Annotated in this window: 25 protein-coding genes, 1 tRNA gene and 2 pseudogenes; 14 read left to right on the top strand and 14 right to left on the bottom strand. The window is 63.1% G+C overall.

Annotated features, from left to right (window positions below):
• Positions 1-446 precede the first annotated feature (446 nt).
• The 3 genes and pseudogenes from JF542_RS04850 to JF542_RS04840 form a co-directional block, all read left to right on the top strand.
• Entirely contained in the window at positions 447-1271 is an 825-nt protein-coding gene (locus tag JF542_RS04850; RefSeq protein ID WP_207074929.1) for a hypothetical protein, read from the top strand.
• Positions 1252-2676, top strand: coding sequence for a hypothetical protein (locus JF542_RS04845; protein ID WP_207074928.1), 1425 nt, complete (start codon positions 1252-1254; stop codon positions 2674-2676). The genes JF542_RS04850 and JF542_RS04845 overlap by 20 nt, the downstream gene beginning before the upstream one ends.
• An 89-nt stretch (positions 2677-2765) precedes the next feature.
• Positions 2766-3083 (top strand): annotated as a pseudogene (locus tag JF542_RS04840) (transposase); the annotation flags it as partial.
• 21 nt (positions 3084-3104) lie between these two features.
• On the opposite strand, the gene JF542_RS04835 reads toward JF542_RS04840, so the two are convergent.
• The 3 genes from JF542_RS04835 to JF542_RS04825 are packed head-to-tail and all read right to left on the bottom strand — an operon-like array spanning position 3105 to position 4239.
• A complete protein-coding gene (locus JF542_RS04835; protein WP_207074927.1) occupies positions 3105-3644 on the bottom strand; it encodes an IS3 family transposase in 540 nt (179 codons plus the stop codon).
• Positions 3527-3880 (bottom strand): hypothetical protein, encoded by a 354-nt coding sequence (locus JF542_RS04830; protein WP_207074944.1) that lies wholly within the window; start codon positions 3878-3880, stop codon positions 3527-3529. The genes JF542_RS04835 and JF542_RS04830 overlap by 118 nt, the downstream gene beginning before the upstream one ends.
• 41 nt (positions 3881-3921) lie before the next feature.
• Positions 3922-4239, bottom strand: coding sequence for a transposase (locus JF542_RS04825; RefSeq protein WP_207074926.1), 318 nt, complete (start codon positions 4237-4239; stop codon positions 3922-3924).
• A gap of 56 nt (positions 4240-4295) precedes the next feature.
• Here JF542_RS04825 and JF542_RS04820 point away from each other — a divergent pair.
• Positions 4296-4730, top strand: a pseudogene (locus JF542_RS04820) (IS5 family transposase); the annotation flags it as partial.
• Positions 4731-4748: 18 nt separating this feature from the next.
• On the opposite strand, the gene JF542_RS04815 reads toward JF542_RS04820, so the two are convergent.
• The 4 genes from JF542_RS04815 to JF542_RS04800 all read right to left on the bottom strand — a co-directional run bounded on the left by JF542_RS04815 (position 4749) and on the right by JF542_RS04800 (position 8982).
• Entirely contained in the window at positions 4749-5930 is a 1182-nt protein-coding gene (locus JF542_RS04815; protein ID WP_207074925.1) for a TIGR02594 family protein, read from the bottom strand.
• Between the two features lie 18 nt (positions 5931-5948).
• Positions 5949-6353, bottom strand: a complete 405-nt coding sequence (locus JF542_RS04810) for a hypothetical protein (protein ID WP_207074924.1) — start codon at positions 6351-6353, stop codon at positions 5949-5951.
• A gap of 863 nt (positions 6354-7216) precedes the next feature.
• Complete coding sequence (locus JF542_RS04805) at positions 7217-7555, bottom strand: hypothetical protein (RefSeq protein ID WP_207074923.1); 339 nt, start codon at positions 7553-7555, stop codon at positions 7217-7219.
• A gap of 158 nt (positions 7556-7713) precedes the next feature.
• Entirely contained in the window at positions 7714-8982 is a 1269-nt protein-coding gene (locus tag JF542_RS04800; protein WP_207074922.1) for a plasmid recombination protein, read from the bottom strand.
• A 499-nt stretch (positions 8983-9481) separates the two neighbouring features.
• Here JF542_RS04800 and JF542_RS04795 point away from each other — a divergent pair, with 499 nt between their 5' ends.
• The 4 genes from JF542_RS04795 to JF542_RS04780 all read left to right on the top strand — a co-directional run bounded on the left by JF542_RS04795 (position 9482) and on the right by JF542_RS04780 (position 12180).
• Entirely contained in the window at positions 9482-10027 is a 546-nt protein-coding gene (locus JF542_RS04795) for a hypothetical protein (protein ID WP_207074921.1), read from the top strand.
• Positions 10020-10442, top strand: coding sequence for a hypothetical protein (locus tag JF542_RS04790; protein ID WP_207074920.1), 423 nt, complete (start codon positions 10020-10022; stop codon positions 10440-10442). The genes JF542_RS04795 and JF542_RS04790 overlap by 8 nt, the downstream gene beginning before the upstream one ends.
• 121 nt (positions 10443-10563) lie before the next feature.
• Positions 10564-10851, top strand: a complete 288-nt coding sequence (locus tag JF542_RS04785) for a hypothetical protein (RefSeq protein WP_207074919.1) — start codon at positions 10564-10566, stop codon at positions 10849-10851.
• 204 nt (positions 10852-11055) lie between these two features.
• Positions 11056-12180 carry a site-specific integrase gene (locus tag JF542_RS04780; RefSeq protein WP_207074918.1) on the top strand — a complete coding sequence of 375 codons (1125 nt, stop codon included), beginning with the start codon at positions 11056-11058 and terminating at the stop codon, positions 12178-12180.
• Between the two features lie 55 nt (positions 12181-12235).
• Here JF542_RS04780 and JF542_RS04775 read toward each other — a convergent pair.
• From JF542_RS04775 to JF542_RS04765, 3 genes are all read right to left on the bottom strand, one after another.
• Positions 12236-12312, bottom strand: a tRNA-Ile gene (locus JF542_RS04775).
• A gap of 74 nt (positions 12313-12386) precedes the next feature.
• The gene (locus JF542_RS04770; protein ID WP_207074917.1) at positions 12387-13451 is read right to left on the bottom strand and encodes a site-2 protease family protein; all 1065 of its coding nucleotides are present in this window, start codon (positions 13449-13451) and stop codon (positions 12387-12389) included.
• A 69-nt stretch (positions 13452-13520) separates the two neighbouring features.
• The gene (locus JF542_RS04765; protein ID WP_207074916.1) at positions 13521-13988 is read right to left on the bottom strand and encodes a YbaK/EbsC family protein; all 468 of its coding nucleotides are present in this window, start codon (positions 13986-13988) and stop codon (positions 13521-13523) included.
• 101 nt (positions 13989-14089) lie between these two features.
• Here JF542_RS04765 and JF542_RS04760 point away from each other — a divergent pair, with 101 nt between their 5' ends.
• The 4 genes from JF542_RS04760 to JF542_RS24500 all read left to right on the top strand — a co-directional run bounded on the left by JF542_RS04760 (position 14090) and on the right by JF542_RS24500 (position 20649).
• Positions 14090-16867, top strand: coding sequence for a [protein-PII] uridylyltransferase family protein (locus tag JF542_RS04760; RefSeq protein WP_207074915.1), 2778 nt, complete (start codon positions 14090-14092; stop codon positions 16865-16867).
• A gap of 13 nt (positions 16868-16880) precedes the next feature.
• Positions 16881-17144: a hypothetical protein gene (locus tag JF542_RS04755; RefSeq protein ID WP_007801028.1), complete on the top strand. Its 264-nt coding sequence runs from the start codon at positions 16881-16883 to the stop codon at positions 17142-17144.
• 114 nt (positions 17145-17258) lie between these two features.
• Entirely contained in the window at positions 17259-18509 is a 1251-nt protein-coding gene (locus JF542_RS04750; RefSeq protein WP_207074914.1) for a vWA domain-containing protein, read from the top strand.
• A 115-nt stretch (positions 18510-18624) separates the two neighbouring features.
• The gene (locus JF542_RS24500) at positions 18625-20649 is read left to right on the top strand and encodes an OmpA family protein (RefSeq protein ID WP_207074913.1); all 2025 of its coding nucleotides are present in this window, start codon (positions 18625-18627) and stop codon (positions 20647-20649) included.
• Between the two features lie 84 nt (positions 20650-20733).
• Here the strand turns inward: JF542_RS24500 and JF542_RS04740 are convergent, their stop codons facing one another.
• The 3 genes from JF542_RS04740 to JF542_RS04730 form a co-directional block, all read right to left on the bottom strand.
• On the bottom strand, positions 20734-21135 hold the full coding sequence (locus JF542_RS04740; RefSeq protein WP_207074912.1) for a carboxymuconolactone decarboxylase family protein: 402 nt from the start codon (positions 21133-21135) through the stop codon (positions 20734-20736).
• Positions 21080-21505 carry a MerR family transcriptional regulator gene (locus JF542_RS04735; RefSeq protein ID WP_207074911.1) on the bottom strand — a complete coding sequence of 142 codons (426 nt, stop codon included), beginning with the start codon at positions 21503-21505 and terminating at the stop codon, positions 21080-21082. Before JF542_RS04735 ends, JF542_RS04740 begins: the two co-directional genes overlap by 56 nt.
• Before the next feature lie 249 nt (positions 21506-21754).
• On the bottom strand, positions 21755-23362 hold the full coding sequence (locus tag JF542_RS04730; RefSeq protein WP_207074910.1) for a peptide chain release factor 3: 1608 nt from the start codon (positions 23360-23362) through the stop codon (positions 21755-21757).
• A 101-nt stretch (positions 23363-23463) separates the two neighbouring features.
• Here JF542_RS04730 and JF542_RS04725 point away from each other — a divergent pair, with 101 nt between their 5' ends.
• Together JF542_RS04725 and JF542_RS04720 are read left to right on the top strand one after the other, a co-directional pair.
• Complete coding sequence (locus JF542_RS04725) at positions 23464-23718, top strand: DUF7218 family protein (RefSeq protein WP_207074909.1); 255 nt, start codon at positions 23464-23466, stop codon at positions 23716-23718.
• Between the two features lie 438 nt (positions 23719-24156).
• Positions 24157-25422 (top strand): MFS transporter, encoded by a 1266-nt coding sequence (locus tag JF542_RS04720; protein WP_207074908.1) that lies wholly within the window; start codon positions 24157-24159, stop codon positions 25420-25422.
• Positions 25423-25429: 7 nt separating this feature from the next.
• Here the strand turns inward: JF542_RS04720 and JF542_RS04715 are convergent, their stop codons facing one another.
• The gene (locus JF542_RS04715) at positions 25430-26446 is read right to left on the bottom strand and encodes a Hint domain-containing protein (RefSeq protein WP_007801012.1); all 1017 of its coding nucleotides are present in this window, start codon (positions 26444-26446) and stop codon (positions 25430-25432) included.
• Positions 26447-26578: the final 132 nt, after the last annotated feature.

The following is a 26578-nucleotide window of genomic DNA, read 5'->3' as shown; positions in this document are numbered from 1 at the left end:
GCCCAGAACCTCGCCCAACATGGCATCTCCCGCTAAGACACGTGCATAACTACGTCTTTATGCACGTGTCTTAGCTCACCCAGCCTTCGTCAGGCAGGCGGCTTCAATCGGGCGGTTACAACAGTCCTGGGCAGTGAGATCCATCCAGTGTCTGGCCGTTAAACTCGCACTTCTACAGATTGCCAGATCTATCCAGCTCGCAACCGAGTTTGCTTGGACGTACGCTAAAACGCTGAATTCGAAGAGCGCAGGGTTGCGACGACATGCCCAGATGGCGAAGATTGAGCCAAAGGTGCTCGTCATCAGAACGATTGACTGGATTGCCGTGGCAACTTATAGTTGTGGCATTGGGTGAGGTTATAGTTGTGGCATTGGGTGAGGGGATGCCGCCTGTTATTTTTGTAGAGCGGTATTGCGACCAAAACAACATGTCAACGGATTAGGCGATGATTAAAGTATTGGCATTTTCAGTCGGTTTCATGCTGATGCTGATCGGCATCATACTATCGACGCAACAGTTCATAAATTTTCCGGTATTTAATACTCTCTTTTTTCCAGACCCTAACTCACGGAGTCAGGTTGGGTTATTCGGATTGCTTTTTTTTGGGACGGGATTTTCCCTGATGTTGACCCAAGTTTTTGCTGAACGATACGGCGCAAAAATTGCAGGCATAGCTTTTGCTGGTACGCTGGCCGCGCTCTATATTTTTATGCTGATCTCAAGAAGTACGGTGTTTGATTTCGATGTATCCCTTTATTACCCGAGAGATCTCGAGCTTGGAATAAATTGCGGGAGGGAGAATTTCAGTGCGAGCAATAGCCACGTACAGAAGCCGGTACTGACAATATCCGCAAATCCTGAGAAAGTATCCCAGATAAAGTCCGCAGTTTTGAAATATCAAGAGAAGTATATAACCTCTCTAAATCAGCCGCCGATCCTGCTCGATGAGGCCGATAGAATAAATCGATTTCGCCAAGTTGGTGAACCCAAACGTGACCTGATGTTGGTTCCGGTAATGGATGAAGGGAACTTTGTTCGTTTCATGGTGCCACACGTCGTATTGGCGGAGCAGGATAGGCTTACCTTCTATGTGGCGGATGATGCCGGAACGACGGCAACTGGAATTTCAGCAGGGTCAGAGAAGCTTAGTGTAACTCGAGTCATGGTGTTGCAGATAGATAAGTCGGACCCCTATGATGAAAGCAATCATCCTGTGATTAGTGCGGTAATAAACCTTGAAGGGGTGGCGGATGCTTGTGGGAACTACTAAGTGGGTGATCGCTATTCTCGCAGTAGTGTATTTCAACACCAATCGAGTTGGCGCGGAAAGCTTGACAGAGATAATCGGAAGGATTGAGAGTTCAAGGAGTGATTTGTGCAGCGCAGATCCTAAGTTAGTTCACGTTTTGATCAAAGGTATGGAGGCTCGGGTTCGCGCGGGAGATGATTTGTCGGAGATATCAGAGGGGCTGGCTTTTCTCGCTGACGAGCGGGAGTGGAGAAGTGAAAATATTCAAAAAAGTCTTGAATCACTGATAGCCATAGGGAAGATGCGGCCCGAGTTGAAGCCCACTATAGCAGATGCCCAAGCTACTGCACGCGGAGAGTTGTTCCATATCCTGTCGCGCGATAGCAGTGACATAGAGAAGATTGAGGTTGATTTGGAGAACTTGGCCAAGGTGAATGCCTCTTTGGCCTCGGCGAACGAGTACTATGTTGCCAAGATTAAGCTTTCTCTTGCTGAAACACTAACTGATTTCGGCGTCGCGGAAATACTGAAAACCGAGCAGATTGTTCCTCTTAAGGTCAACCCTCCTCAAACTGGATCTCAAGCCGGCGCAAATGAATCCATCCGTGCGATTGACCTCCTAAATAGATCTATAGAGCTTTATGGGGAGCTGTCTACGTTCTATCGAAGGAAATTTCTTGAGGGGGAGTTCTTCTCACGAGACATTGGGATGGATCTTAGGTACCAAATGAGCCTCTTGCGGTATATATCGGGAGACTCGGATTGGGTGGGTGATCTGAAATATTTAGCAAAGATTAATTCTTGGAATGATATGTTTAACAGCTTTGCTCCTGTCGGGCATGTTTCTGTGCAGTACTTTATTTCGCCAGCATTATTGCCATCCCCGCCTGGCGACATTCGTGATTTGGGAGCTGGAGGCTGCGCACTTTCTTCTCAGAACGCGACTGGTCGGCCTGACTACGTAAAAAGGCAATTCTTCAATCCGATACAGCTGGCAAGCTATACGTGTGCTGAACTTTCTAGCAACTCTCCATTTGAAGATTTGACCGCCATACCTGCCCTCCTTTCTCGCTTCAAGAATTCTGACTATAGGGTTGTTCTGGGACATTTTCGCGGTGAGAACGTACGCTTTTCATATTTATCGAGAGCGAAAATTGCGGAGCTTGGTGATGAGGTCATTCGGAGCATTGATATTAGCGATATTTTGGGAGAGCGAGCGGAAATTCCTGATTACTGTGAATCTCAACTTGGCAGCGTTTCGCCTCGGTCCACGATATCCGCTGCTCGTGAGCAAGTGACAGGTGATAAAGAGGGCTACATATACATTGGAGAGGCGCTAAATTACATTGAGGCGCGACGACTACTCGACGAAGTGGTGAAGACGCCGGGCCTCGAGGAAGCATACTTGATCAGGCCAAAAATTTGAACACAACAAAGTAGAGTGTTGCACTAGGCTCAGGACCCATTGATTTTCCCTGAGCAGCGTGATTCAGCGTTCGGAAAGCGAGCGGTGACATGTCTGATCTCTTCTGGCTGAGCGACGCGCAGATGGCGCGTCTTGAACCCTATTTCCCGAAGTCCCACGGCAAGCCTCGCTTCGATGATAGACGTGTGCTGAGCGGGATCATCTTCATAAACCGCAATGGCTTACGCTGGCGGGATGCGCCGAAAGAGTATGGCTCTCATAAGACGCTCAACAATCGTTGGAAGCGATGGAGCGACAAAGGCATCTTTGCTCACATGATGGCCGGGTTGGCTGCCGAGCACGGCGAGAAGAAAACGGTGATGATTGATGCGACTTACCTGAAGGCACATCGCAGCGCGTCTGTATTGACCCAGCGAAATCTGCTCAGGTTAGGCCGCTAATCTGAATGCCTCGGCGGGCGTACGCATGGCAAGCGCCTGATGAGGGCGCCGGTTGTTGTAGAAGGCAATCCAGTCACCGATAACGCGCATCGCGTGCTGGATGGTCTCAAAACGGTGTTGATGCACGCACTGCTCCTTCAGGGTCCGGATGAAGCGCTCGACCATGCCGTTCTGCTGCGGGCAGTGCGGGGTGATGAACTCCTGCTTCAGCCCGTAGCTGCGGACGATCGCCGTGAAGTGGTGGCTGGTGAAGACCAAACCGTTGTCCGAGCGCAGCAGGAACTCCTCTTTGACCCGGCCCAGAGTGCCGAACCTCGCGATCAGGGCATGCTCCAGAGCGGCGCTGGCTGTCGTGGCCTTGCCGGATTTCGACACGTGCCAGCCCAATAGCTCGCGGGTGTGGCAGTCGATCACCAAGGCCAGCGAGGCCCAGCCGTCCTTGCCGGTCCAGATGCGGGCGAGATCGGTCGACCACCTCTCGTTCGGTGCAGCTGCGACAGACGGAACCGCCTGGATGCGGGGCCGCATGCCCACGGCACGCTTGCGAACCTCCAGCCCTTGATCTGAAAGATCCGCTGCACCGTGTTCTTGTTAAAGCCCAGGAGCCAGGCCACGGTCCGATGGCCGAAGGACGGCTCCTCCTCGATCATCTTCTTGATCGGATCGGCGAAGCGGGGATCGACCTTCGGCGCGGCTTTCACCGGCTTGTAGTAGACCGTACGCCGGGGAATGCCGAACCAGGTGTAGAGCTTGGCGATCGACACTGCGACGCCCTCCGCCAACAGGCCCTGCTGGATGCGACGGATCAGTTCCCGTCCTGCGCATCCAGCAGGGCCTGGAGCTTTTTTCGCGCCCGCAGCTCCAGCATGGCCTCGCCATAGGCTTCCTGCAGGTCCCGGAGTTGCTTCTCGTATTGCTCGCGGATGTCGAGCGGGTTGGCGCGCAGCGAGTTCTCCATGCCGCGCTTGGCATCCTCGACCCATCCTTCGATCTCGGAGGGCGCGAGATCGAAGGACCGGCTTGCCTCCGACACGGTCGTCTTGCCCTGGATGATCTCGATCACCAGAGCCGTCTTCCGCTTCGCCGTCCAACGCTTGATGCTGTCGTCCATCGTCATACTCATTGCTACGTTCTCCCTTGTAGCATGAGCAGGCTTTCACTGGGTCGATACACGTCCAGCTTGGGCGCGAAAAAGGGGGGCGTGGCCGCCTGATCGGTCGCACCAAGGGCGGCATTAACACCAAGCTGCATGCCATCTGCGACAGCAACGGCCGCCCGATCAGTTTCTTCGTCTTCGCTGGCCGAGTCAGTGATTACATCGGGGCACGAGCGTTGCTCAGCAGCCTGCCCGATGTCGACTGGCTGATCGGGGATCGCGGCTACGACGCCGATTGGTCCCGAGAAGCGGTGCAAGACAAAGGGATACGCGCCTGCATCCCGGGCCGGAAACAACGCAAGACAACCATGAAATACGACAAACGCCGCTACAAACGCCGGAACCGTATCGAGATCATGTTCGGCAGGCTCAAGGACTGGCGCCGTGTCCTGACCAGATATGACAGATGCCCAAAGGCTTTCTTCTCCGCCATCGCTCTCGCCGCAACTGTCATCTAGTGGCTATGAGTCCTAAGCCTAATTCATCCGAGGCATCATAATGGCTTCTAGACGCCTTGTTGTGTTCCCATATCCATCTTTGATCGGTAGTTTGTAGTAGCTTATCTTGACGGTATTAGACTGGTTGCCACCTAGCAAAAAAAGTCCATCCGAATCCGAGTCTACTATAAATCCCACATGTCCTGTGCCGTTATCCCAGTTGGCGTCGTCAAACGGCGCATCTCTAAGAACTGCGATAGCGCCATAAGCTGGTTGCCCCAGACGGATAAATTGGTGCATTCTATTCCAAAAAACTGATCTGGCTCCGGGATGCTCAGTTCCTACAAAGCCAGCATTTTCGAGGCAGTAGTTTATGAAACCAGCGCACCAGTTAATTTCGTCGCTATCAGCGGCGTCGGAGGCATAGAAGTCACAGCTATTGAGGTATTCCAGTATGCGTGGATTCTCCCTTCGGCCTAGCGGAGCACTGTCCGGCCATTCCGTTCTATTGTCTTCAGGAAGCGCTGCCTCCCGTTCCGCTATCTTCATCCATTCTTGCGCAACTTGCGCTGCGCTTACAATTGCACCCGAGGGCGGTTGGGATGCACGGGTATCTCTGAGCGTTCCCTCTTCCCAACCTTCCATCTTTTCAATCGCAGCAACAATCTTACGTAAATCACCAATCAAAAGTGCCGAGAGCATAGTGTTTTCATGGATTCCCGTCTCTTGGGCTACGTAGTTGACATACCCGGCACTATCATTTTCGTGTGGCGGGGCATAACGAAAGATCGCGTCTCGGATCGTCAAATTTCGGTACGAAGGCCCACGTAAAAGTGTTTCGATGGCCTTTCTTCCAATTTTTCTGCTTGGAAAGATTGCCATTACTCCATCGGAACCGATAGAGCCATTTGCTTCCGCAAAAGAACCAGCGATAATATTGCCAGGATTATTGTTCCGCCAAGAGCGGCTTCCTCGTGATTTCTCAAGTATAGAACCATCCTCGCGCCGGTAGTTGACCACTCTTCGTGTCGGAGACCACGCTACAACGAATTCGTCTCCACCCACTGCAACTACCCCACCAGCAGCCCCGTTTGCGACCGGACCTGGCGATGCGGCCCCTTGGGGGGCAGAAGAGCTTTTCAGAGGCTTTAGGGGTTTTAAGGGCTTTAGAGGTTTTATCGGGGAGATGGAAGGCAGGGGGGATAGTGTTCCTATCGGCATTGGATGCTCCTAACAAACCTAGCAAACATTTCGAGTATTAGAGGCACCTGCCTTTGCAGCAGCAGCACAACCCAAACCTTGCGCTATTCTCTGAGAAGACAGGCCGGTTGCAAAGAATTGTCCAATACCCACTCCTTCAGATGATGCCTGAGATTCGAAGGAGCCAAAGGTTGATAGCGCATCAGTAGCGCCACTTGCATTTGCTTCAATACGACCCGGCGCGACTTCTGAACCCGCAATCGTGGGGACGACCGCAACATTCTGCGACCTGAAACCGACTGTTATATCGGCCGGACCTCCGGCATTCCCTGTGCCAACGCCAACTCCTAAGGTCTGTGTCTGTGAGAAAAAAAGTGGTGCATGTGCTGGGTCGGTGCAGGCAGCAAGCCCTACAAGCAATAATGCCGAAACATATTCTTTCATCTTTATCTCCTTAAGTAGATGCAGTCGTTAGAAAGGTTTGGTAGAATTTCTTGGATCCGTGTGATCGCAGCCTCATTTGGATCAATGAAAACCGCGCCGCAGCGGGATGGAAAAGTTAATACTTCATGATATCCTATCCCTACCGATGTTGCTGAAGTACTGGAGACCGCTCCAATTGAGGTCACGCGGACGAACTGGCTGCCTGATTCTGCAGTTGGAATAACCACTCTGCCTATGACGAGGTAAGTGCGCTCTTGTTTGTCTGACACAGTAGAAATTGAGCAAGATGCCAGAATCGTAAATAGGATTGATGAAGTAAGCCTATGCAAAGAAAACGTCCCCACCGATCGATCATCCAATCGGACCTGCGATTCTTGGTTGTGTCAAGGTTGACCTGCTCTCTTAGGCGGTTTTACTAGGAGTTTATTCTGGAAATGTCCTGATGTGATACCGGAAGTGTCCTCGAGCGTCAGCACAGCCATTCTGCGAAAGCGGACTTAGGCGCAGCTGCAGCGAAAGGCGGTTTTGTCCGCACTGCGGCCCTTGGCTCATCAGATATTGCTGCGCGATGGTACGAAGGGCCGGTTCGAGGAAGCCGCAGTGCGGCGATGGGCGCCGAACGAACGACAGGTTGGGGCCGGTTGCGTAGTTAGGTGATGATGAAGCCACGCGGATCGACAAGGCAGCTACCTCCACATCCCAGCCATTCGTGTATCCAGCAAGCAACGCTTGTCGCAGGCCATGCTCCGTAACAGGCCCTTCGGCAAAAGGACTCATACGCATGGCGTGATGCAGCCCCAGAACACAAAAAAGGCGCGGGCCAGGTCCCGCGCCTTTCTCTCATCTCACCGAAGTGACGGAGTTTACTCCGCCGGCTTGTCCTTGTTGGTGCGGTTGCCCTCGCGCTCGGCCTTGCGGGCCGCTTGCTCGTTGGCGGCCTGCGTCCGCATCTGCTCCACGAGCGCGCTGACCTCATCGCGGCGCAGGCTGTGCTGGGCGATGAGCTTGGCCGCGCTCCTGGTGGCGTGGAACTCGATGCAGGCGAAGAACCGGTCGAGGAGGTCAGGCTGCTCGTCGAGCTCGGCGAGCACCTTGTCGAACTTCTTGGCAAGCGCCTCCAGCGCGGCATCCTGGGCCGCGCCGTTGGTCATGGTCTCGCCGATCTGCGCGATGACGCGCTGCTGGTTCTTGGTAAAATTCATGCGTATTTCCTTATATATGGCATGGACTTCAGATGGTGCTATCGCACCGGTGAGGGTCGGAGCGGGTCGGCGTTTGTCCTGGTCGCCACCGCCCCGATGATGAGGAGGTGTGATCTTTTTTCTGACGCCAAAACATTGGTTCGGTTTGTCCCGCGCGATCACTCGTCAGAGCGCAGGTCGGTGGGATCCGACCGGTCCTGACCGAGCTGTTTCGGCAGGCGGACAAGAGCACGGGCGAGGGACTTGCGGGCCTCGGCAATCGCGCCACGGGCCTTCTCCGGCAGAGATTGCGCCACCTCGATAATGGCGTCATCCGCCTTTCGGATCTCGTCGAAGGCTTGCGTCAGCTCCTCCCGGGCCTCGCGCTTGGCACGGATCCGCAGGGCCTCCAGGGCTTTCGAGAACAGGGATTTTGCAAGCCGTCGGCGCGGCCCGTCTGCCGCTGGGTCCTCCGCCTCTGGCAGAATGGTCGCGCCGCTGGCAACCTTGCGGGCAATATCGAGCACCGCATCCGCGTCGGCTTCGCGGGACCTGACGTCGGTCTCCCGTTGCGAGACGTCGTCTTCCCGCGTGGCAAGCTCCTGCTGTCGCGCCGCAAGTCTCTCCTCCTGTGCGCGCCGCCAATCCCGCGGGCTCACGTGCTCACGCCGCTCCGGCACCTTCACCTTGGCGGCCGGTGCGGCATCCTCCCCGGCGTCTTTCGCCTCCGGATCCGTCACCCGCTCCCGGATCCCACGATTGTGCTTGATCGCAGCCCGGATGGCCTCGGCCCGCCGTTCGCCGCGGTGCAGGCCGATCTCCGAGAACCACGCACCGACGCTGTCCTGCGCAGCCTCGTAGTCGCGGATCATCGCGTGCTTCGAGGGCTGCAGCATGCGCCGCCCGTCCTTTGTCTCGCCCCGCGGCAGGATGACTGCGTGGATGTGGTAGGCCTCCTCATCGAGATCGGCCCGGGCGTGGATCACGTCGTCGCCGAACTGCTCGGTGAGCCAGCTCACCGCCAACGTCTGGAAGCGCTTCTGCCGGGTGTCGCCAAAGACGTCGTGGAAGGACTCGCTGTCGATCTCCTCGAACCAGGCCTTGTTGGCGGTCAGGATGACCTCTCGGAGCGGGCCGTGGCGGGTGGCGCGCCAGGGATCCCGCGGGCCTTCCACGATCCGCTTCCTGATCTCTGCCGTGCGGCGGCGCTTGCGGAGCTTCTCCAGCTCGCTGGCGAAGTTCCCGGTGCGCATGTCGTCGATCTCCGCCAGCGCCGTTGCCGCCCAATCCTTCTTGCCGATCAGCGGTCGATTGAGCTTGGATCGTTCGCGGTCCACATGGCCGAGATCGCCGCCCTTGCGGTGGCGATGACCTTCGTAGCCGCCGAGATCCTTCGGGAACATGCCCGCCATGCGCAGCACGATCGGGTGGGTTTGCCTGGTCGGCATGGGTCGTCCTCCTGTTGTGGAGGTCGGGACATCGGATCGGCTATGGGTCTCCGGAAACGCGGGTTCGGTTTGCCCTCGCGATGCGCCGGTGTGCAGGGGGGATTACTCACTAATCAGCCCGCGCAGTTTCCCCTGGAAACCGCTCGGGCTGGCGTTCGTCGGGGCGCTGCCCCGAACCCCGCGCCTGTGCGGCGGACACGCCTGCGCGGCGCGCGGAAGGGGCGTCGTTCTGCACTCCCCCTTCACCCCCTGCGCCCGGGGACACCGCTCCGCGCGGTATCCCCGAACCCCTTCCGGCTCGGAGGGCGCGTTCGCCACATCCCTCCACCCTGTGGCGTCTCCGACGGCTCGGGAGGCTGCACCCCCAAGACCCCGGCGAGAGGCGCGGACGGCAGGGCAGGAGCCCGCGTCCGGCTGCGCAGCACGGGTGTCGCGCAGCCGGACGCGGGCCCCGGCCCAGTCGGCGGAAGACGTGACAGATCATCGATAAGGACATCCGATGACCGGACAGACCCTTTTGCAGATCCCGGCGCCGTGGCACGCCACCGTCGCACCGGGCGACATCGTTGCGTTCCGCTTCCCGCACGAGACCGACGAGGCCGATGGCAGCGAGCTGCCCAAGGTGCGCCCGACGCTGGTGATCGACGTCGTCGAGCGCTTCGGCGAACGCTACGCCGTCCTCGCCTACGGCACGACCAACCCGCGCCGCTTCGGACGCCGGGAGGCCTACGCCATCGACGTGCTCGATGAGGCCGAGCGCGACGGCGCGTCGCTGCACCGACAGACCCGCTTCCATGCCTCGCGTCGGCTGATGGTCTCGCTCAAGAACAGCGGCTTCGACATCCGGCGCGACGCGTGCACGGCGCGGCTGGGGCGACTGTCTGGCGACAGCCTCAAGCGCCTGCAGCAGGTCCGCGCGAGGATCCACGCCGAGCAGGACATGCGCCGTGACCGCAACCGACAGCGCCGGGCCGCACGACCGGTCGTGATCGAGACCAGGCGCAAGGGCCGCATCCGCAGCGAGAAGGAGGTTCGCCATGTCTGATCTCGATTACGATCCGCTGATGAAGCGCATCCACGCGGTGCTGCTGCTCTTCCCAGCTGCGGAGACGGCGCTCGACACGCTCGATGCGCTTGAAGTGCTGCGTCACATCAAGCTGGCGCGGGACCTCCGCCGGCGCTTCTTCCGCCGGCAGATCTTCGGCGGGAAGGATCTGCACGATCTCGAGACGCTGCTCGGACCGATCACGCAAGTCCTCGAGGCCGAGTGGCGCATCGAAGTGATCAACGATGAAGGCATGGTACAGCCGCATGTCGAGCGCACCCGCACCTGTCGGGGCGCAGAAGTCCATGCCGCGAGCCGGCCGCTCTACGCGCTCCGCGACGGGCTGATCGACATCTTCGAGCTGCGCCACGCCGAGGAGATCGCGATGGCGCTGCGCCAGGAGACGCCCGACTGAGACCTGCGGGGGCGCTGAAAGGCGCCCCCGCGAGGGATCCGAACCGAACCGTTTCTGCGATCCATGCAACGGCAACACGTCCTCCCTGCCCAAGAACGGGCAGGCTTTTTGAGGACTGAGCATGACCAAGACCAACACCGCAATCGACCTGCAGACCGCCAACGACAACCCCGGCGGCGCACAGAGCATCGAGGGCGCACTGAGGCTGCTACGCACGATCTGCTCGACCAGTGGGCCGCGAGCGCGCTCATACAGAAAACCGAAGAAAACGGCTCCTGATTGCTTCGATTTCAGTGACGGCTTGTGGGTTTGTCGGAGGTATTTAGTGGTGACTGAAGCGACGGATACAAACCAAATTTCCGCAGAAAATTTACGGTCAGATTTCCCGATCTCATCAAGTGAGGTGTGAGACATTGCCGTCAGCAACGCTAACAAAAGCGTCTGTTTCCAATGCGTTGTCCGCTGCGGCGGATGCGGGGCTGCCAATCACTGCAATGGTCGTCCAGCCAGATGGCTCTTTGCGTCTCGAATTCGCCGCACACGGTCAGACGGACAACGCAAATATCAACAGAAAAATTGGTGAAAAAGCACCGAAGAAGTGGGGCGGGACAAGATGAAATACCGTTTTAAGGGATTGCTCAAAGACAAGACCGCAGCGGGCAGCCTTCGTTGGCGCGTTCGTGTTGAGGGCGATCGGGATCGTAAAATTACAATTCCGATGGGTCCAGGCGAGCCTCGATTTCATGAGCACTACGCTGCTGCTCGCGCAGGACACGCACCGCAAGTCAGGAAGCCGGAGAAGTCTGTTGCCGGGACCTTGGACGCCCTCTGCGAGGGCTATCTGGCATGGCTATCCGAACAGATAAACGACACCGAAATTGAATCACAATTCAAGCCGTCGCCGTTAACCCTGAAGGGTTATAGACCTTTGCTGAATCGCGCATGTGACATCAAGGATCTTGATGGGGATCGGATGGGGAGCTTGGACGCGGATCTGCCGAGGGAAGCATTTGTACACATCCGAGACTCCTTTGGTTCGAAGACAGGGTCCGCCGACAATTGCCTGAAAGCGCTGCGCGCGGCTTATAGATGGGGCGAGGAGCGCTCTGGTTTCCCTGACACTTCCGCGATCTTCGATGTGAAGAAAGTGCACAAGAACCGCGGCGGAGCGACGCCATGGGCCGTCGCCGATATGAGGAGATTTCTGCAGCACCATGGGCCTGGTACTATGGCAAGACTATGGTTCTTGCTTTCGCTCAATGTGCTACCCCGGATTGGCGACGTGTATCGTCTCGGCCCGGAGCATATTCTGTGGTCGCCGACTGGTGACGCAGTGTTGTCTTTTCAACCGTCCAAGAAGGGCTCCGCACATGTTGACGTGCCCGTCCTCAGACAACTGCTCGAAGAGCTGAAACTGCATCCAGAGCGGGACATCTTCATCGGCAACAAAGCGGGTGGACGGTTTGCCTCCGCTGAGGTCGTGCGCAACAAGATTCAGGATTGGACGGCCGAGGCCGGGTTGCCGAGAGGGCGTACTCAGCACGGAATTCGAAAAGGCGCTGCTGAGTTGCTCGCTGCTGCAGGCGCGACGCAATACGAGATCATGGCACTGATGTCGCACACCCAGGCGCAGACCTCGGAGATCTACACTCGAAAGGTCGAAAGAGCAGGGTTGGCCGCACGCGCTATTGAGCGGATTTCCTGCCTGGATCTCGGAAAAGTGGACCACGTGGTGTGACGCGTGGTCCAAAAGCGTCGAAAAATGAAGAAAAAATAGTGTCTTATTTCATCTCTGGTAGGCCCGGCAGGACTTGAACCCGCAACCAAGGCGTTATGAGCGCCCTGCTCTAACCAATTGAGCTACAGGCCCACCGTGACGCTCTCCGTAGCATTCCCGCCACCGGGGTCAAGCGTTTCGCGCCTCGGGCGGCGATGCCGGCCGGCTCAGCGCGGAGTGCGCAGCACCATCAACTCGCCCACGTTCTCGCGCGTGATGTAGCCCAGCACCCGCGCATCGGGATCGACCACCGCCACCGAGGGGGCCTCGCTCAGCGCGTCGAGCGCGGCATCCAGCGGGGTGTCGAGCGACACCTGCGGCACGTCCTCCATCACCGCGCCGATCTCGAGCGTGTTCTGCCCCTCGGCCACCGCGTGAAACAGCGCCGTGCGCGTGAGGAAGCCAGCGAGCTTTCCGTCCTCGCCGAGCACCGGGAATTCGTGCTGCGTGGTGCGGATCAGGGTCTGCGAGGCCACATGGATCGGATCGGCGGGGCTCAGGCTCTCGAAGCTGGTGATCATCGCATCGCGCGCCATCAGCCCCTTGGCCACTGCGCGCGAGCTGACATCCTGGCTCTCGGCCTGGCCGGCGAAGAACACGAAGATGGCGATCAGAAGCAGCATGAAATTGCCCGAGGCCAGCCCCCAGAACGCAAACAGGAACGCCATGAACTGGCCCGCCGTGGCGGCGGCGCGGGTGGCGTGGACACGGTCCATGCGGGTGGCGAGTGCCGCGCGCAGGACGCGCCCGCCATCCATCGGGAAGGCGGGCAGCAGATTGAACAATGCGAGGAACAGGTTCACCGCAGCAAGCTGGCCAAGGAAGGCGCCGGGCGCGTTGCCAAGCGCGATCAGCTCGTCGAGATGGGTGTTGGCCCCGAAGAGCAGAAGCACCGCCCAGATCACGATGTTTACCGCCGGGCCTGCCAGCGCCACGATGATCTCGTGACGCGGATTTTCCGGCATCCGCTCGAGCCGGGCGAGTCCGCCGATCGGCAGGAGCGTGATGTCGGGGGTCTTGATGCCGTAGCGCCGCGCGGTCAGCGCGTGGCCGAACTCGTGCGCCACCACGCAGGCGAAGAGCGCCAGCACGAAGGCCACGTTCTGCAGTGCCGCCGCCGGCCCGCCATAGGACCAGGCCGAGACCGCGATCCAAGCCAGCAGCAGGAAGAAGGTGGCGTGCACCCGCAGCTCCGAGCCGAACAGCCGACCGATGGGAAAGGACCAGCCCATGACAAAATCTCCTCGCTTTGCCCGCAGCATGGCGCCGCCACGCCGCAGCGGCAAGGGCTCAGCGGCGACTCAGAGCGTGAACTCTGCCGCCACCGCGCCGGTCAGCTCGGGGAGCAGGTGCGCGTCGAGTGCAAAGACGTGGCGCGGCGTGCCGGCGGCGGCCCAAATGGTGGTAAAGTCGAGCAGGCGCGGATCGATCCACGCCCGGATCGGGTTGAGATGACCCACCGGCGAGACGCCTCCGATGGCAAAGCCGGTCTGGCTGCGGATCAGGGTGGCATCGGCCTTGCCCAGCGGCTCGCCTGCCAGCGCCGAGGCCTTCTCGGCGCAGACCTTGTTGCCGCCGGCGGTCAGGAACAGCACCGCCTCGCCGCTGTCCTCGGCGCGGAAGATGATCGACTTGGCGATCTGGTCGATTTCGCAGTCGACGCTGTCGGCGGCCTCTTGCGCGGTGCGGGCCTGGCCCACCTCGCGGATCTCCGGGGTCAGCCCTGCGTCTTCCAGCGCCGCTCGGACGCGTTTGAGGCTCTTGCTCATCGTGGTCTCCTGTTCTTGCCGGCCCGGTTAGAGCGCGTCGCGTGCCCGGCTGCAAGCGCAGCCCATTGCGCAATGCCGCCGCGCTCCGCCATATAGGCGGCATGAGCTTTGCATCCCGCATCACCCGCCTGCCGCGCCCCTTCGAGCCAGACCTCGGCGCCGAGGCGCTTGCCGCCACGCCCTGGGCCGAGGGCGATGTCGCCACGCTGATCGAGGGCACCGGCGGCACCAGCCCCTACCTTCAGGGCCTGATCCGCAAGGAGGCCGACTGGCTGCACGCCGCGCTCGACGATTCCGACGCCGCGCTGCCCGCGCTTTTTGCCGAGCTCGACGCCGGCGCACCCGACGAGGTCGACGTGGCGCTTCGGCAGGCCAAGCGCCGCGTGGCGCTGTTGGCAGGGCTGTCGGACCTTGCGGGCGTCTGGACGCTCGAGGAGGTCACCGGCGCGCTCACCCGTTTTGCCGATCTCGCGGTGCAGAAAGCGCTGCAGGCCGCCATCGCGCGCGAGATCCGCCGCGGCAAGCTGCCCGGCGCGACCGAGGACGACATCCCGACCGCCGGCGGCATGGTGGTGCTGGCAATGGGCAAGATGGGCGCGTTCGAGCTCAACTACAGCTCGGATATCGACCTGATCTGCCTGTTCGACGAAACCCGCTTCGACCGCGATGATTTCCACGAGGCCCGCAGCGCCTTCGTCCGGGCGACGCGGCGCATGTCCGGCAGCCTCGGCGACCTGACCGGCGAGGGCTATGTCTTTCGCACCGACCTGCGGCTGCGCCCGGATCCGGCGGTGACGCCGGTCTGCATCTCGATGGAAGCCGCCGAGCGCTATTACGAGAGCCTCGGCCGGGCCTGGGAGCGCGCCGCCTATATCAAGGCGCGGCCCTGCGCCGGGGATCTTGCCGCCGGTGAACGCTTTCTCGAGACCCTGCGCCCCTTTGTCTGGCGCCGGCATCTCGATTTCGCCGCCATCCAGGACGCGCACGACATGCGGCTGCGCTACCGCGACAAGCACGGCCACGGGCCGATCACCCTGCCGGGGCACGACATGAAGCTCGGCCGGGGCGGCATCCGCGAGATCGAGTTCTTCACCCAGACCCGCCAGATCATCGCCGGCGGGCGCGACCCGGAGCTGCGGGTGCGCGGCACGGTCGACGGGCTCCGCGTGCTGACCCGGACCGGCTGGGTGCCGCAAGGCGTCACCGAGAAGCTCACCGAGCATTACCGCGCCCATCGCGAGATCGAGCACCGGGTGCAGATGCTGCGCGACGCCCAGACCCACCAGCTGCCAGGCTCGGATCCCGAGTTCGACCGGCTGGCGGCGCTTTGCGGGCGCGACCGCGCCGAGCTCGAGCAGGATCTGAAGCGCCGTCTGGAAGAGGTGCACGAACTGACCGAGGGCTTCTTCGCCCCCGACGCGCCCTGCGAGACCGACGTGCCCGACGAGATCGAGCGCAGCGAGCTGGTGGCGCGCTGGCCGAACTATCCGGCGCTGCGCTCGGGCCGGGCGGTGGAGATTTTCAAGCGCCTGAAGCCCGAGATTCTCGGACGGCTCGCCAAGGCCGCGAAGCCGCAGGAGGCGCTTTCGGCCTTCGACGGTTTTCTTGCCGGGCTGCCGGCGGGGGTGCAGCTGTTCTCGCTCTTCGAGGCCAACCCGCAGCTCATCGACCTGTTGATCGACATCGTCTCGACCTCGCCGGATCTGGCGCGGCACCTGTCGCGCAATTCCAGCGTCTTCGATGCGGTGATCGGCGGCGATTTCTTCAGCCCTTGGCCAGGGGCCGCCGCGCTCACCGCCGAGCTGAAGGAGATCCTCGCGCGCGAGGGGGACTACGAGACCCGGCTCGACATGGCGCGGCGCTGGCAGAAGGAATGGCACTTCCGGGCCGGGGTGCACCTGCTGCGCGGCCTCAGCGAGCCGGAGGAGGCGGGCGAGCATTATGCCGACCTCGCCGAGGCGTCTCTGGCCGCCGTCCTGCCGGTGGTTCAGGAGGAATTCGCCCGCAAGCATGGGTCCGCCCCGGGGCGCGGCGCGGTGGTGGTGGGCATGGGGTCTCTGGGCGCGCGACGGCTGCACGCGCTCTCGGATCTCGATCTGATCTCGATCTATGATCCCGACGGGGTCGAGGCGTCCGACGGGCGCCGCCCGCTGCCCGCGCGGCAATACTACGCCCGGCTGACCCAGGCCGCGATCACCGCGATGACGGCACCGATGGCGGAAGGAAAGCTCTACGAGATCGACATGCGCCTGCGGCCCTCGGGCAATCAGGGGCCGGTGGCGACCTCGCTGGCCTCGTTCCGCAGTTACCAGAGCGAGCAGGCCTGGGTCTGGGAACATCTCGCGCTGACCCGGGCCCGCGTCGTGGCGGGCCCTGCGCCGCTGGCCGAAGATGTCGAGGCGCTGCGCGCCACGCTGCTCGCCAGCCCGCCCCCGCGCGACAAGGTGCTGGGCGAGCTTGCGACCATGCGGGCGCGCATCGCTGCCGCAAAGGGGCAGGGCGCGGTCTGGGATCCCAAGATCGGGCGCGGCCGGATGCAGGATATCGAGCTCACCGCGCAGGCCGGCGCGCTGCTCTCCGGGCAGGCGCCGCGGCGCACCACGCGCGGGCTCGCAATGGCGGCGCGCGAAGGCTGGCTGAGCAAGGCGGATGCCGATCACCTCGCTGCCACCTACCGGCTGTGCTGGAGCCTGCAGATCGGCGCCCGCCTGATTGCCGAGGGCGCGCTCGACCCAACCGAACTCGGCGCCGGGGGCTGTGCCTTCCTGACCCGCCTGACCGGGACCGACGGCCCCGACGAGCTGCGCGAAAAGCTCTCCGAGATGACCGCCCGCGCGGCCGATATCATCGACGCTGCCCTGCCGCCGCCCGAGACATGAAGGAGCCTGACCCATGAAGAAGGGAACCCCCGAGGACCCAAAGGGCCTGATCGCCGAGGCCTACCGCATCGACGGCATAACGGACGCGGAATGTCGCTCGATCTTTCTCGACTGGGCGCTGTCGCTGCCCGGGGATGCCGAAGCCCGCCCGCTGATCGAGGTGCTGCTCGCGCGTCATCGCGAGGAGGGCCACCCGATGACCGCGGTGCTGCGCGAGGGCATGGCGCGGGGCGGTGCGCCGCGACGGCGCGGAGGGGCATCCGGCCGGCGCAACTGACCGGGCCCCGCGACCAAGGAAGCACTTGCCCCGCGTCTTGCGATGCGGTTCGCTGGCCCGACCCGGAGGAGAGGAGACCGGCGCCCGCGCGCTGCCGGCAGGAACAGAGGCCTAATGCCCGAATACGTCCCCATCGCGATCCCCGACAACCCGAGGCTCGCGCAGAACATCATCCATTTCGCCCGCGCCCTGCGGCGCGCGGGTCTGCCGGTGGGGCCGGGCCGGGTCATCGATGCGATCCGCGCGGTGGCGGCGGCGGGCTTCACCGACCGGATGGATTTCTACTGGACCCTGCATGCCTGCTTCGTGAACCGACCCGAGCATCGCGTGGTGTTTGCGCAGGTCTTCCGGCTCTACTGGCGCGATCCGCGCTATCTCGAGCACATGATGTCGATGATGTTGCCTGCGGTGCGCGGCGTGCAGGAGGAGAAGGTCGCCCAATCTGCCGAGAAGCGCGCGGCGCAGGCGCTTCTGGGCGACCAGATGCCCGAGATCCCGCAGCCCGAGGGAGAGGAGGAGGCGACCAAGATCGAGGTCGACAGCTCCTTCACCCTCTCGGCGGAGGAAAAGCTCAAGACGCTCGATTTCGAGCAGATGTCGACCGACGAGATCGCCGAGGCCAAGCGCATGATCGCACGGCTCACCCTGCCGGTGAAGCCGATCCCCTCGCGGCGCGGAATGGCGGCTCATGGCGGGCGGCGCATCGACTGGCGCCGCACCCTGCGCGGCTCGATGCGGCAGGGGGGAGAGCTGCGCGAGCTCGCCCATCTCAAGCCGCGCCCGCGCTGGCCCAATCTCGTGGTGCTCTGCGACATCTCGGGCTCGATGTCGCAATATTCCCGCATGGTGCTGCATTTCCTGCACGCGGTGGCCAACGAGAAGGGCGCCGGCTGGGCCAAGGTGCATGCCTTCACCTTCGGCACGCGGCTCACCAACATCACCCGCCACCTTGCCACGCGCGATGTCGATGCCGCGCTGAAATCCGCCGGGGCCGAGGCGCAGGACTGGCAGGGCGGCACCCGCATCGGACAGTGCCTGCATGACTTCAACCGGGACTGGTCGCGTCGGGTCATGGGGCAGGGCGCGGTGGTGCTGCTGATCACCGACGGTCTCGACCGGGACGACGCGGGGGCTCTGGCGAAAGAGATGGAGCGGCTGCACCTCTCGGCCCGGCGTCTGATCTGGCTGAACCCGCTGCTCCGCTGGGACGGGTTCGCACCGAAGGCCGCGGGCATCCGCGCCATGCTCCCGCATGTCGACAGCTTCCGCGCCGGCCATTCCATCCGCACGCTCGAGGAGCTGGCCGAGGCGATCTCGCGTCCCGAAGATGCCGGCGAGAAGGCGCGGCTGATGGCGGCGCTCTGAGCGGCGACTGCCCGGATCGGCGGCGTTTTGCCTGCTCTTTGAACAAAACCTGTCTGGCCGCGTTGTGTCCTTCAAACCGCCTCTTCTGACGGCGGTCCGGAGGAAAGGACGCACAATGACCATGACCAAACCGTTTCTGAGAACCACCACCGCGCTGGTGATGATGGCCAGCATGACACTTCCCGCAGTGGCGCAGGGGCTCGACGGGATGACGCCGAAGGACATTCTCAAGGGTGCCCGTGATGGCTCGCTCGATGTGGGGTTCGAGACGGACGGCATGAACCGCAAGCAGCTGGTGGCCGAGCTTGCGCGTCTGCAGGCGCTCTGCGAGGCCGGAGAAGCCTCGGAGGGCGTGAACTGCGACCAGATCGTGGAACTGCCCGACGCGGCGGCGCTGGCGGGCGGCAATGGTGCGCTCGGCGCGGCCGTCGAGGACGCGCAGGCGGAAGGCAACGGCCAGACGCAGGAGATGAGCGCCGAGGTGGACGCCACCGCCGAGGCCGAGGCACAGGATGCCCCCGCCGAAGCGTCGGCGGCCGAGGCGGAGACTGCCGAGAGCGAAGGCACCGACGAGCTGCGCGAAGCGCTCGAGGAGGCGGAAGCGCAGGACGCGCCAAGCGAAGCGCCTGCCGCCGAGGCGCAAACTGCCCAGACCGAAGAGGCGGGCGGGTCGAGCGAAGCGCCCGAGGAAGCCGAGGCGTCGGATGCCCCCGCCGAAGCGCCGGTCACGGAAGCCGAGACTGCCGAGACCGAAGGCACCGACGAACTGCGCGAAGCGCTGGAGGAGGCGGAGGCACAGGACGCCCCTGCCGAAGCACCGGTCGCCGAGGCCGAGACCCCCACGACGGAGGGCAACGAACCCCCTGAGGACGCCGAGGCACAGGAGGCCCCGGCGCAGGAGCCGGTCGCGGAGGCGGAGCCGCAGACCGATACCGCTTCCGATGAGACTACCGAGGTGCAGGCCGAGGCCGAGACCGAGGAGCCCAGCCTGCAGGCCGAGCCCGAGGAGGTCTCGGACCAGGAGCAGGCCGACGCCGCCGCGCGCCTGTCGCAGCAACTCGGGGCCGCCGCTGCAGCGCTTGGCCTCGCAGAGGCCGGCGAGCCCGAGGTGGTCGAGGAAGAAGTCTCCGATGCCGACGTGCGCAGTTCCGACGAGGATTTCGGCACCCGCATCGGGGAGGCGCTCCAGCAAGCGCGCGACGGTGTCGCCGAGCGTGATCGCGACAGCGCCGACGACAATGATCGCAATGACACGCTGCGCAATCTGGGCACCGCTGCGATCGCCGGCCTCGGGGCCGTGGCGTTGAGCAAGTTCCTCTCGGACGACGCAAGGGTGGTCGAAAATACGGGCGACCGTCTGGTGGTCGAAGAAAACGGCCAGTACCGCGTGCTGCGCAATGATGACGTGCTGCTGCGTCGCCCCGGCTCGGACGTGACAACCTATCGCTACGATGACGGCTCGACCCGCACCGTGGTGCAATACGAGGACGGCAACGCGGTCGAGACCGTGAAGGCCGCCGATGGCCGCGTGCTGCGCCGCATCCGCACCCTGCCGGATGGCGAGCAGATCGTGCTCTTCGACGACACCCAGGCCGAGCAGCAGGTCGTGGTCAACGACCTGCCGCAAACCCAGGAGACCCCGCGCCGCATGAACATCCGCGAGGTCGACGAGGCCGAGCTGGCGGCGGCGCTGGCGGCCGAGAACGGCACGGATGTGGGCCGCACCTTTTCTCTGAACCAGATCCGCAACATCGACACGGTGCGCCATCTCGTGCCCGAGATCAGCGTCGACTCGATCAATTTCGAGACCGGCTCCGCGGCGATCCGCCCGCAGGAGGCGCAGGCGCTCGCCGCGCTCGGCAATGCGATGAAGCGGGTGATCTCTGACAACCCGGGAGAGGTCTTTCTGATCGAAGGCCATACCGATGCGACCGGCGGCTGGGGCTACAACCTCGCGCTTTCGGATCGTCGCGCGGAATCGGTGGCGCTGGCGCTGACCGAGTATTTCGACGTGCCGCCGGAAAACATGGTGCTTCAGGGCTATGGTGAGAGTGATCTGGCGATCGAGACCCAGACCTCCGAACGCGCCAACCGCCGGGCCGCGGTGCGCCGCATCACGCCGTTGCTTCAGGGCAGCTGAGCCATCCCGGCCAGGCCATTCGGCCCCTGACAAACGGATCGCGGCGCGCCTCTGGCGCGCCGCGATTGTCTTGTGCGCAGCCGGTCAGTTGCCGCTCTCGGCGTCGCGCTCGGCAATCACGTCCTTGGCAACACCAAGAGCGTTGAGCGCGGCGGGAAAGCCGGCATAGACCGCCATCTGCATCATCACCTCGACGATCTCTTCGCGTGTCACGCCGACATTCAGCGCGCCATGCACATGCACGCCCAGTTGCTTCGGGGCGGTTCCCATCGCCGAAAGCGCCGCCACGGTGGCAATCTCGCGGTCGCGCAGCGACAGCCCCTCCCGCGCGTAGATGTCGCCGAAGGGGAATTCGAACAGCAGCTCGGCAAAGTCCGGGGCAATGTCCTGCAGGCCGGCGATCACCGCCTCTCCGGCGGCGCCGTCGATCTCATTCAGCAGCCTGCGGCCGCGTTCCGCTCTGGTCTCGGTGGTCTGGTGCAGCATGGTCAGGTCCTTTCGCGTCTGACATCATCGCCTCGTAGGTGGCGATCTTGGTGTCGAGAACGGAGAGGCACTCCTGCAGGTCTGCCACGCGGGCAGCGACCTCGGCCCGATGCTGGCGCAGCATCTCCGCGCGCTCGGGGGCGGTGGCATCGCCCTCGGCCCGTGCCCGCGCATAGGCCAGCATCTCGGAGATCGACATGCCGGTCGTCCTGAGCCTGTGCAGGAATTCCGCCCAGCGCAGTTCGGCGTCGCCATAGACCCGGTGCCCGGCGCTGTCGCGCAGCGGCGGGTCGATGAGACCGATCTTTTCGTAATAGCGCAGCGTATCCACCGGGAAACCGGTGGCCCGCGCGAACTCGGCGATCCGCATGATCCGGGCTCCTCTCCGTTCGACGCTTCCCTTGCTAGGGGGTGGAGCGCGCTCCAGGTCAAGCGGAAAGTTCTGTGGAGAGGAGGTTGCGCGTGGAGGCGGGCAGGGCTCCGCGCGTAGACGCCGCAAACGCTCTCCCCGGAGCGTTTGCCGGGCCCGAAGGGGCCCGGACAGGCTGGGCTCCGCCCGTAAACGCCTCAAACGCTCCCCCGGAGCGTTTGCCGGGCCCCGACGGGCCCGGACCGGCGTTTACACCATCATTTCCTTGGTGGCCGAGAGGGTGATGTCGGGATAGTCGCGCACCACGCGGTCGATATCCCATTGCAGGCGGGTCATGTAGACCACGTCACCGTCATTGTCGTGGGCGATGTGCTGCTTGTTGGCGTTGACGAACTTCTCCACCGCCGCCTTGTCACCATGCACCCAGCGGGCCGAGGTGAACTGCGAGGCCTCGAAGCGCACCGGCAGGCCGTATTCCTGCTCGATCCGCGCGCCCAGCACCTCGAACTGCAGGGCACCCACCACGCCGACGATGTAGCCCGAGCCGATATTCGGCTTGAAGACCTTGGCCGCACCTTCCTCGGCGAACTGGAACAGCGCCTTCTCGAGATGCTTGGCCTTCATCGGATCGCCCGCGCGTACGCCCTGCAGCAGCTCCGGCGCGAAGGAGGGGATGCCCGTCACCTTGAGCGCCTCGCCCTCGGTCAGCGTATCGCCGATCCGCAGCTGTCCGTGGTTCGGGATGCCGATGATGTCGCCGGCCCAGGCCTCTTCGGCAAGCTCGCGGTCGGAGGCGAGGAACAGCACCGGCGCGGTGATGCTCATCGGCTTCTTGGTGCGCACATGGGTGAGCTTCATGCCGCGGTTGAAATGGCCCGAGCTGAGCCGGACAAACGCGACCCGGTCACGGTGCTTGGGGTCCATGTTGGCCTGCACCTTGAAGACGAAGCCCGAGACCTTCTTTTCCTTAGGCGCAATCTGCCGCGGCTCGGCGCTGGTGGGCTGCGGCTCGGGCGCGAGATTGCCGATGCCGTCCATCAGCTCCTTCACCCCGAACGAGTTGATCGCAGAGCCGAACCAGATCGGCGTCATGTGGCCTTCGAGCACCGCCTGCGGGTCGAGCTCGGGCAGCAGCTCGCGCGCCATCTCGATCTCTTCCTTGAGCTGCTCGAGCAGCTCGCCCGGCACATGCTCGGCCAGCTTGGGATCGTCGAGCCCGTCGATCTTGATCGATTCCGCCACCTTGTTGCGGTCGGCCCGGTCCATCAGCTCGAGCCGGTTGCGCAGCATGTCGTAGCAGCCCACGAACTCGCGCCCCATGCCGATCGGCCAGGAGGCCGGGGTCACGTCGATGGCGAGGTTTTCCTGGATCTCGTCGATGATCTCGAAGACGTCGCGCGCCTCGCGGTCCATCTTGTTGCAGAAGGTCAGGATCGGCAGATCGCGCAGGCGGCAGACCTCGAAGAGCTTCTGCGTCTGGCTTTCCACGCCCTTGGCGCCGTCGATCACCATGATCGCCGCGTCCACCGCGGTCAGCGTGCGGTAGGTGTCTTCCGAGAAATCCGAGTGGCCGGGGGTGTCAACGAGGTTGTAGCGGAAGTTGCCGTAGTCGAAGGACATGGCCGAGGCCGAGACCGAGATCCCGCGCTCCTGCTCCATCTTCATGAAGTCCGAGCGCGTGCGCCGCGCCTCGCCCTTGGCGCGCACCTGTCCGGCCATCTGGATGGCACCGCCATAGAGCAGAAATTTCTCCGTCAGCGTCGTCTTGCCGGCATCCGGGTGCGAGATGATCGCAAAGGTGCGGCGGCGGGCGATTTCCGCGGGAAGGTCGGGGCGGTTGGTGGGCGTGTCCAGCATGAGCGCGCATATAACGCCGGCCATGCGCCAAGGGAAGAGCGGCCTGCGCGGAACCGGGGCCTTGCTTCGCGGGTTCTGACCGCGACACAGGAGGACCGATCATGGCCAACCCGAGCCTGAAGAACGAGAAACTCTACGAGGACCTGCGCGAGGACGGCATGTCCAAGGAGAAGGCCGCGCGCATCTCGAATGCGCAGGCCAACAAGGACATGCACCCCTCCGAGAAGGGCGGCAAGGCGCCGCCCTACGAGGACTGGACCAAGGACGATCTCTATGCCCGGGCTCAGGAGATCGGCATCGATGGCCGCTCCGACATGACCAAGGAAGAGCTCATCGACGCGCTGCGCAACCACTGAGCGCACCCTCTCTCCGTGCCGGTCGGGGGCCTCGGGGTCGGCGGCCCGAGCAAAGATCAGGCCTGACACCCGGCCGCGAAGGACGGCCTGCCTCCGGCGGGAGTATTTTTGACGAAGAGAAGCAGGGGCGCAGCGCTCCTGGCTTCTTTGGTTCAAAAATACCTCGGGGGTGAATTGGCGCACAGCGCCAAGAGGGGGCAGCGCCCCCTCCCTCCGTTTAAAGGCGCAGCTCGGGTGCGACAGGCGGGAGCGCCCCGTGGAGCGCTGCGCGTCTTCCGGTCGCGCCATGCGTCGAGAGGCATCGAGGCTGCCACGCCGGCGCTGATTTCTTCACCAATGTCGCGAAGGACGCGTCCCGTGACGCAGCGATGCTCGCGGATCGCGCCGGGCTGTTGCATGGATCGGGGAATTCCCGGCCGGCGACTCGAGGGGCCCCGCATGATTTCCGTTCTCGGCAGCGTCTGGGCGCTGCTTCTTGGCACGCTTCTGATCATGCTCGGCAACGGCATGCAGTTCACGCTCATCGGTCTGCGCGGCGATATCGAGGGCTTCTCCGCCGGCGCGCTGGCCGTCATCACCTCGGGCTACTACATCGGTTTCTTGTCCGGGGCCCGCGTGACCCCGATCCTGATTCGCCGCGTCGGCCATGTGCGGGTCTTCGCCGCGCTCGGCAGCTTCATGTCCGCCGGGCTCATCGCGTTCCCGCTGATCACCGAAACCTGGGCCTGGACCCCGCTGCGCCTGATCCTCGGCTTCTGCATGTCCGGCGTCTACGTCGCTGCCGAAAGCTGGCTCAACCACGCCGCCACCAACGACACCCGCGGCAAGATCCTCTCGGCTTACATGATCGCCCAGACCCTTGGCGTGATCGGCGCGCAATGGCTGCTGACCTTCGGAGACGCCGCCACATCGGTGCTGTTCATCGTCGCCTCGATCCTCGTGTCGCTGTCCTTCGGACCGATCCTGCTCTCGGCCACGCCGACCCCCGCGGTCAGCGTGGCGCGGCCGATGTCGCTGCGCCAGCTGTTCGGGATCGCGCCACTGGCGACCGTGGGCACGTTCTTTCTCGGCAGCATCTACGCCACGCAATCGGGCATGGGCGCGGTGTTTGGCACGCAGATCGGCCTCACGACGCCGCAGATCGCGTTCTTCGTCGCCATGCTTTTCGCCGGCGCCCTGTTCCTGCAATACCCGATCGGCTGGCTGTCCGACGTGCTCGACCGTCGCAAGCTGATCTTCGCCGCCGCGGCGATGGGGGCGGGCGCCTGCGCCCTGGGGCTGGTGACCGAGGGGCGCTCGGAGATGCTGTTCGTGGCCGCCTTCCTTGCCGGGGGCGTGACCACGCCGCTCTATTCGCTGTTTCTCGCCTACGCCAATGACGACCTGTCCGCCGACGACATGCCCGCCGCGTCCGGGGGCCTCGTCTTCATCTTCGGGCTTGGCGCGATCGCCGGCCCGCTGCTCAGCGGCTGGGCGATGCAGTCACTCGGGCCGCATGGCTTCTGGCTGGTGCTGACGCTGACCTTTGCCGGGATCGCGCTCTACGCGCTTTACCGCATGACGCAGCGCCCGGCGATCCAGGTCGAGGATACCGACAGCTACCTCACGGTCCTGCCGACCACCTCTCCGGTGGCGGTCGAGGTCGCGACGAGCTGGGCGGTCGAACAGGCGGAAGCATCACAGGATGATCCGCCCGCCGAGTGACGCCGGCTCAGCCGCTCGAGGATTTGCGCAGCAGCTCCGCCAAGTCCGGCCGGTCGAGCAACGCCTCCTGCACCTCGAGTGCGCGGTGATCGCTGCGGCTGTGTCCCGGCAGAAGCTCCGAGAGCCGCTGGTGCAGCTCGTCGGGCAGAGCGGCATGGGTGCGGGTGTCGATCAGCATCGATTCCGCCGCGATGCCCTCGGCATAGATGATCTGGTGATGATCGAAGAGCATCTGGTAATAGTCCACGAAGCCGCCCTGCATTCGGCGGATGCTGTCGCCGTTGACCAGGTGACGCGCCTTGACGAGCAACTCCGAGCGCCCGACGCCGATCTGGTCGCGACGCTGGTAGATGAACAGGCGGTGATCCGGGCTCACCAGCAGGTCGCCGGAATTGTTCAGCACCCCCTCGCGGATCAGGATCGGGGCGAACTCGCCCACCGCGCGCACCGTGTGATGCCCCAGCCAGCGGATCTCCTGCGGGCCGTCGTCGCGGGTCAGGACCCGGTCGCCCACCGCGAGCTCTTCCACCGGGCGCTGCGCCCCGGAGGCCATGGTGATCATCGTGCCCCGGGTGAAAGAGACGCAGGCCGATTGCGCAAATTTCTGCAGTGCGCCGTCGCGGGTGATGCCCACCAGCGCAAGGTCCTGGCGGGGATCGAGCGCGGCCAGCGGCAGGAACAGGATCGCTGCCACGTCGCCGCCCGCGTCGGTCTCGACCAGCACCAGCCCCTCGGTGGTGTGGCCGTCGCCCGACATGAAGGTGAGCACGCAATCGAGATGCAGATCCGCTCCCGGCGTGCCGATCTCGCTGTCGGCCGCGATGCGGAACGGCGATTCGGAGGCCGGGTAGAGGCTCAGGCGATGCTGCGCCGCGACCGGAGACAGCCGGTAGATGTCATCCGGCACCAGTTCCTCGGCAAAGCTCAGCCCGTCGCCGAGATTCGCGCCGTTGATGACGCGGATCTGGTCCGCGCGGTAGACGGTGACGCCATGCGCGACGCGTACGCCTTCAGCCTCGGTCATGTCGGGTCGGCCCCTGCCTGTTCTGTCGTTTTCCGTGGTCTTCTGCGGTCTTCTGCGGTCCGGCCCGCCACCGGCCGGCGCACGCCGGCCGCGCCGGATGTGGATCATGCCATTGTATGCCAAACCATTGTG

Source organism: Salipiger bermudensis, assembly GCF_017309175.1.
GTDB classification, from domain to species: Bacteria; Pseudomonadota; Alphaproteobacteria; order Rhodobacterales; family Rhodobacteraceae; genus Salipiger; species Salipiger bermudensis.
Note: the sequence above shows the minus strand (reverse complement) of the source record. Positions and strands in the feature narration are given on the sequence as shown.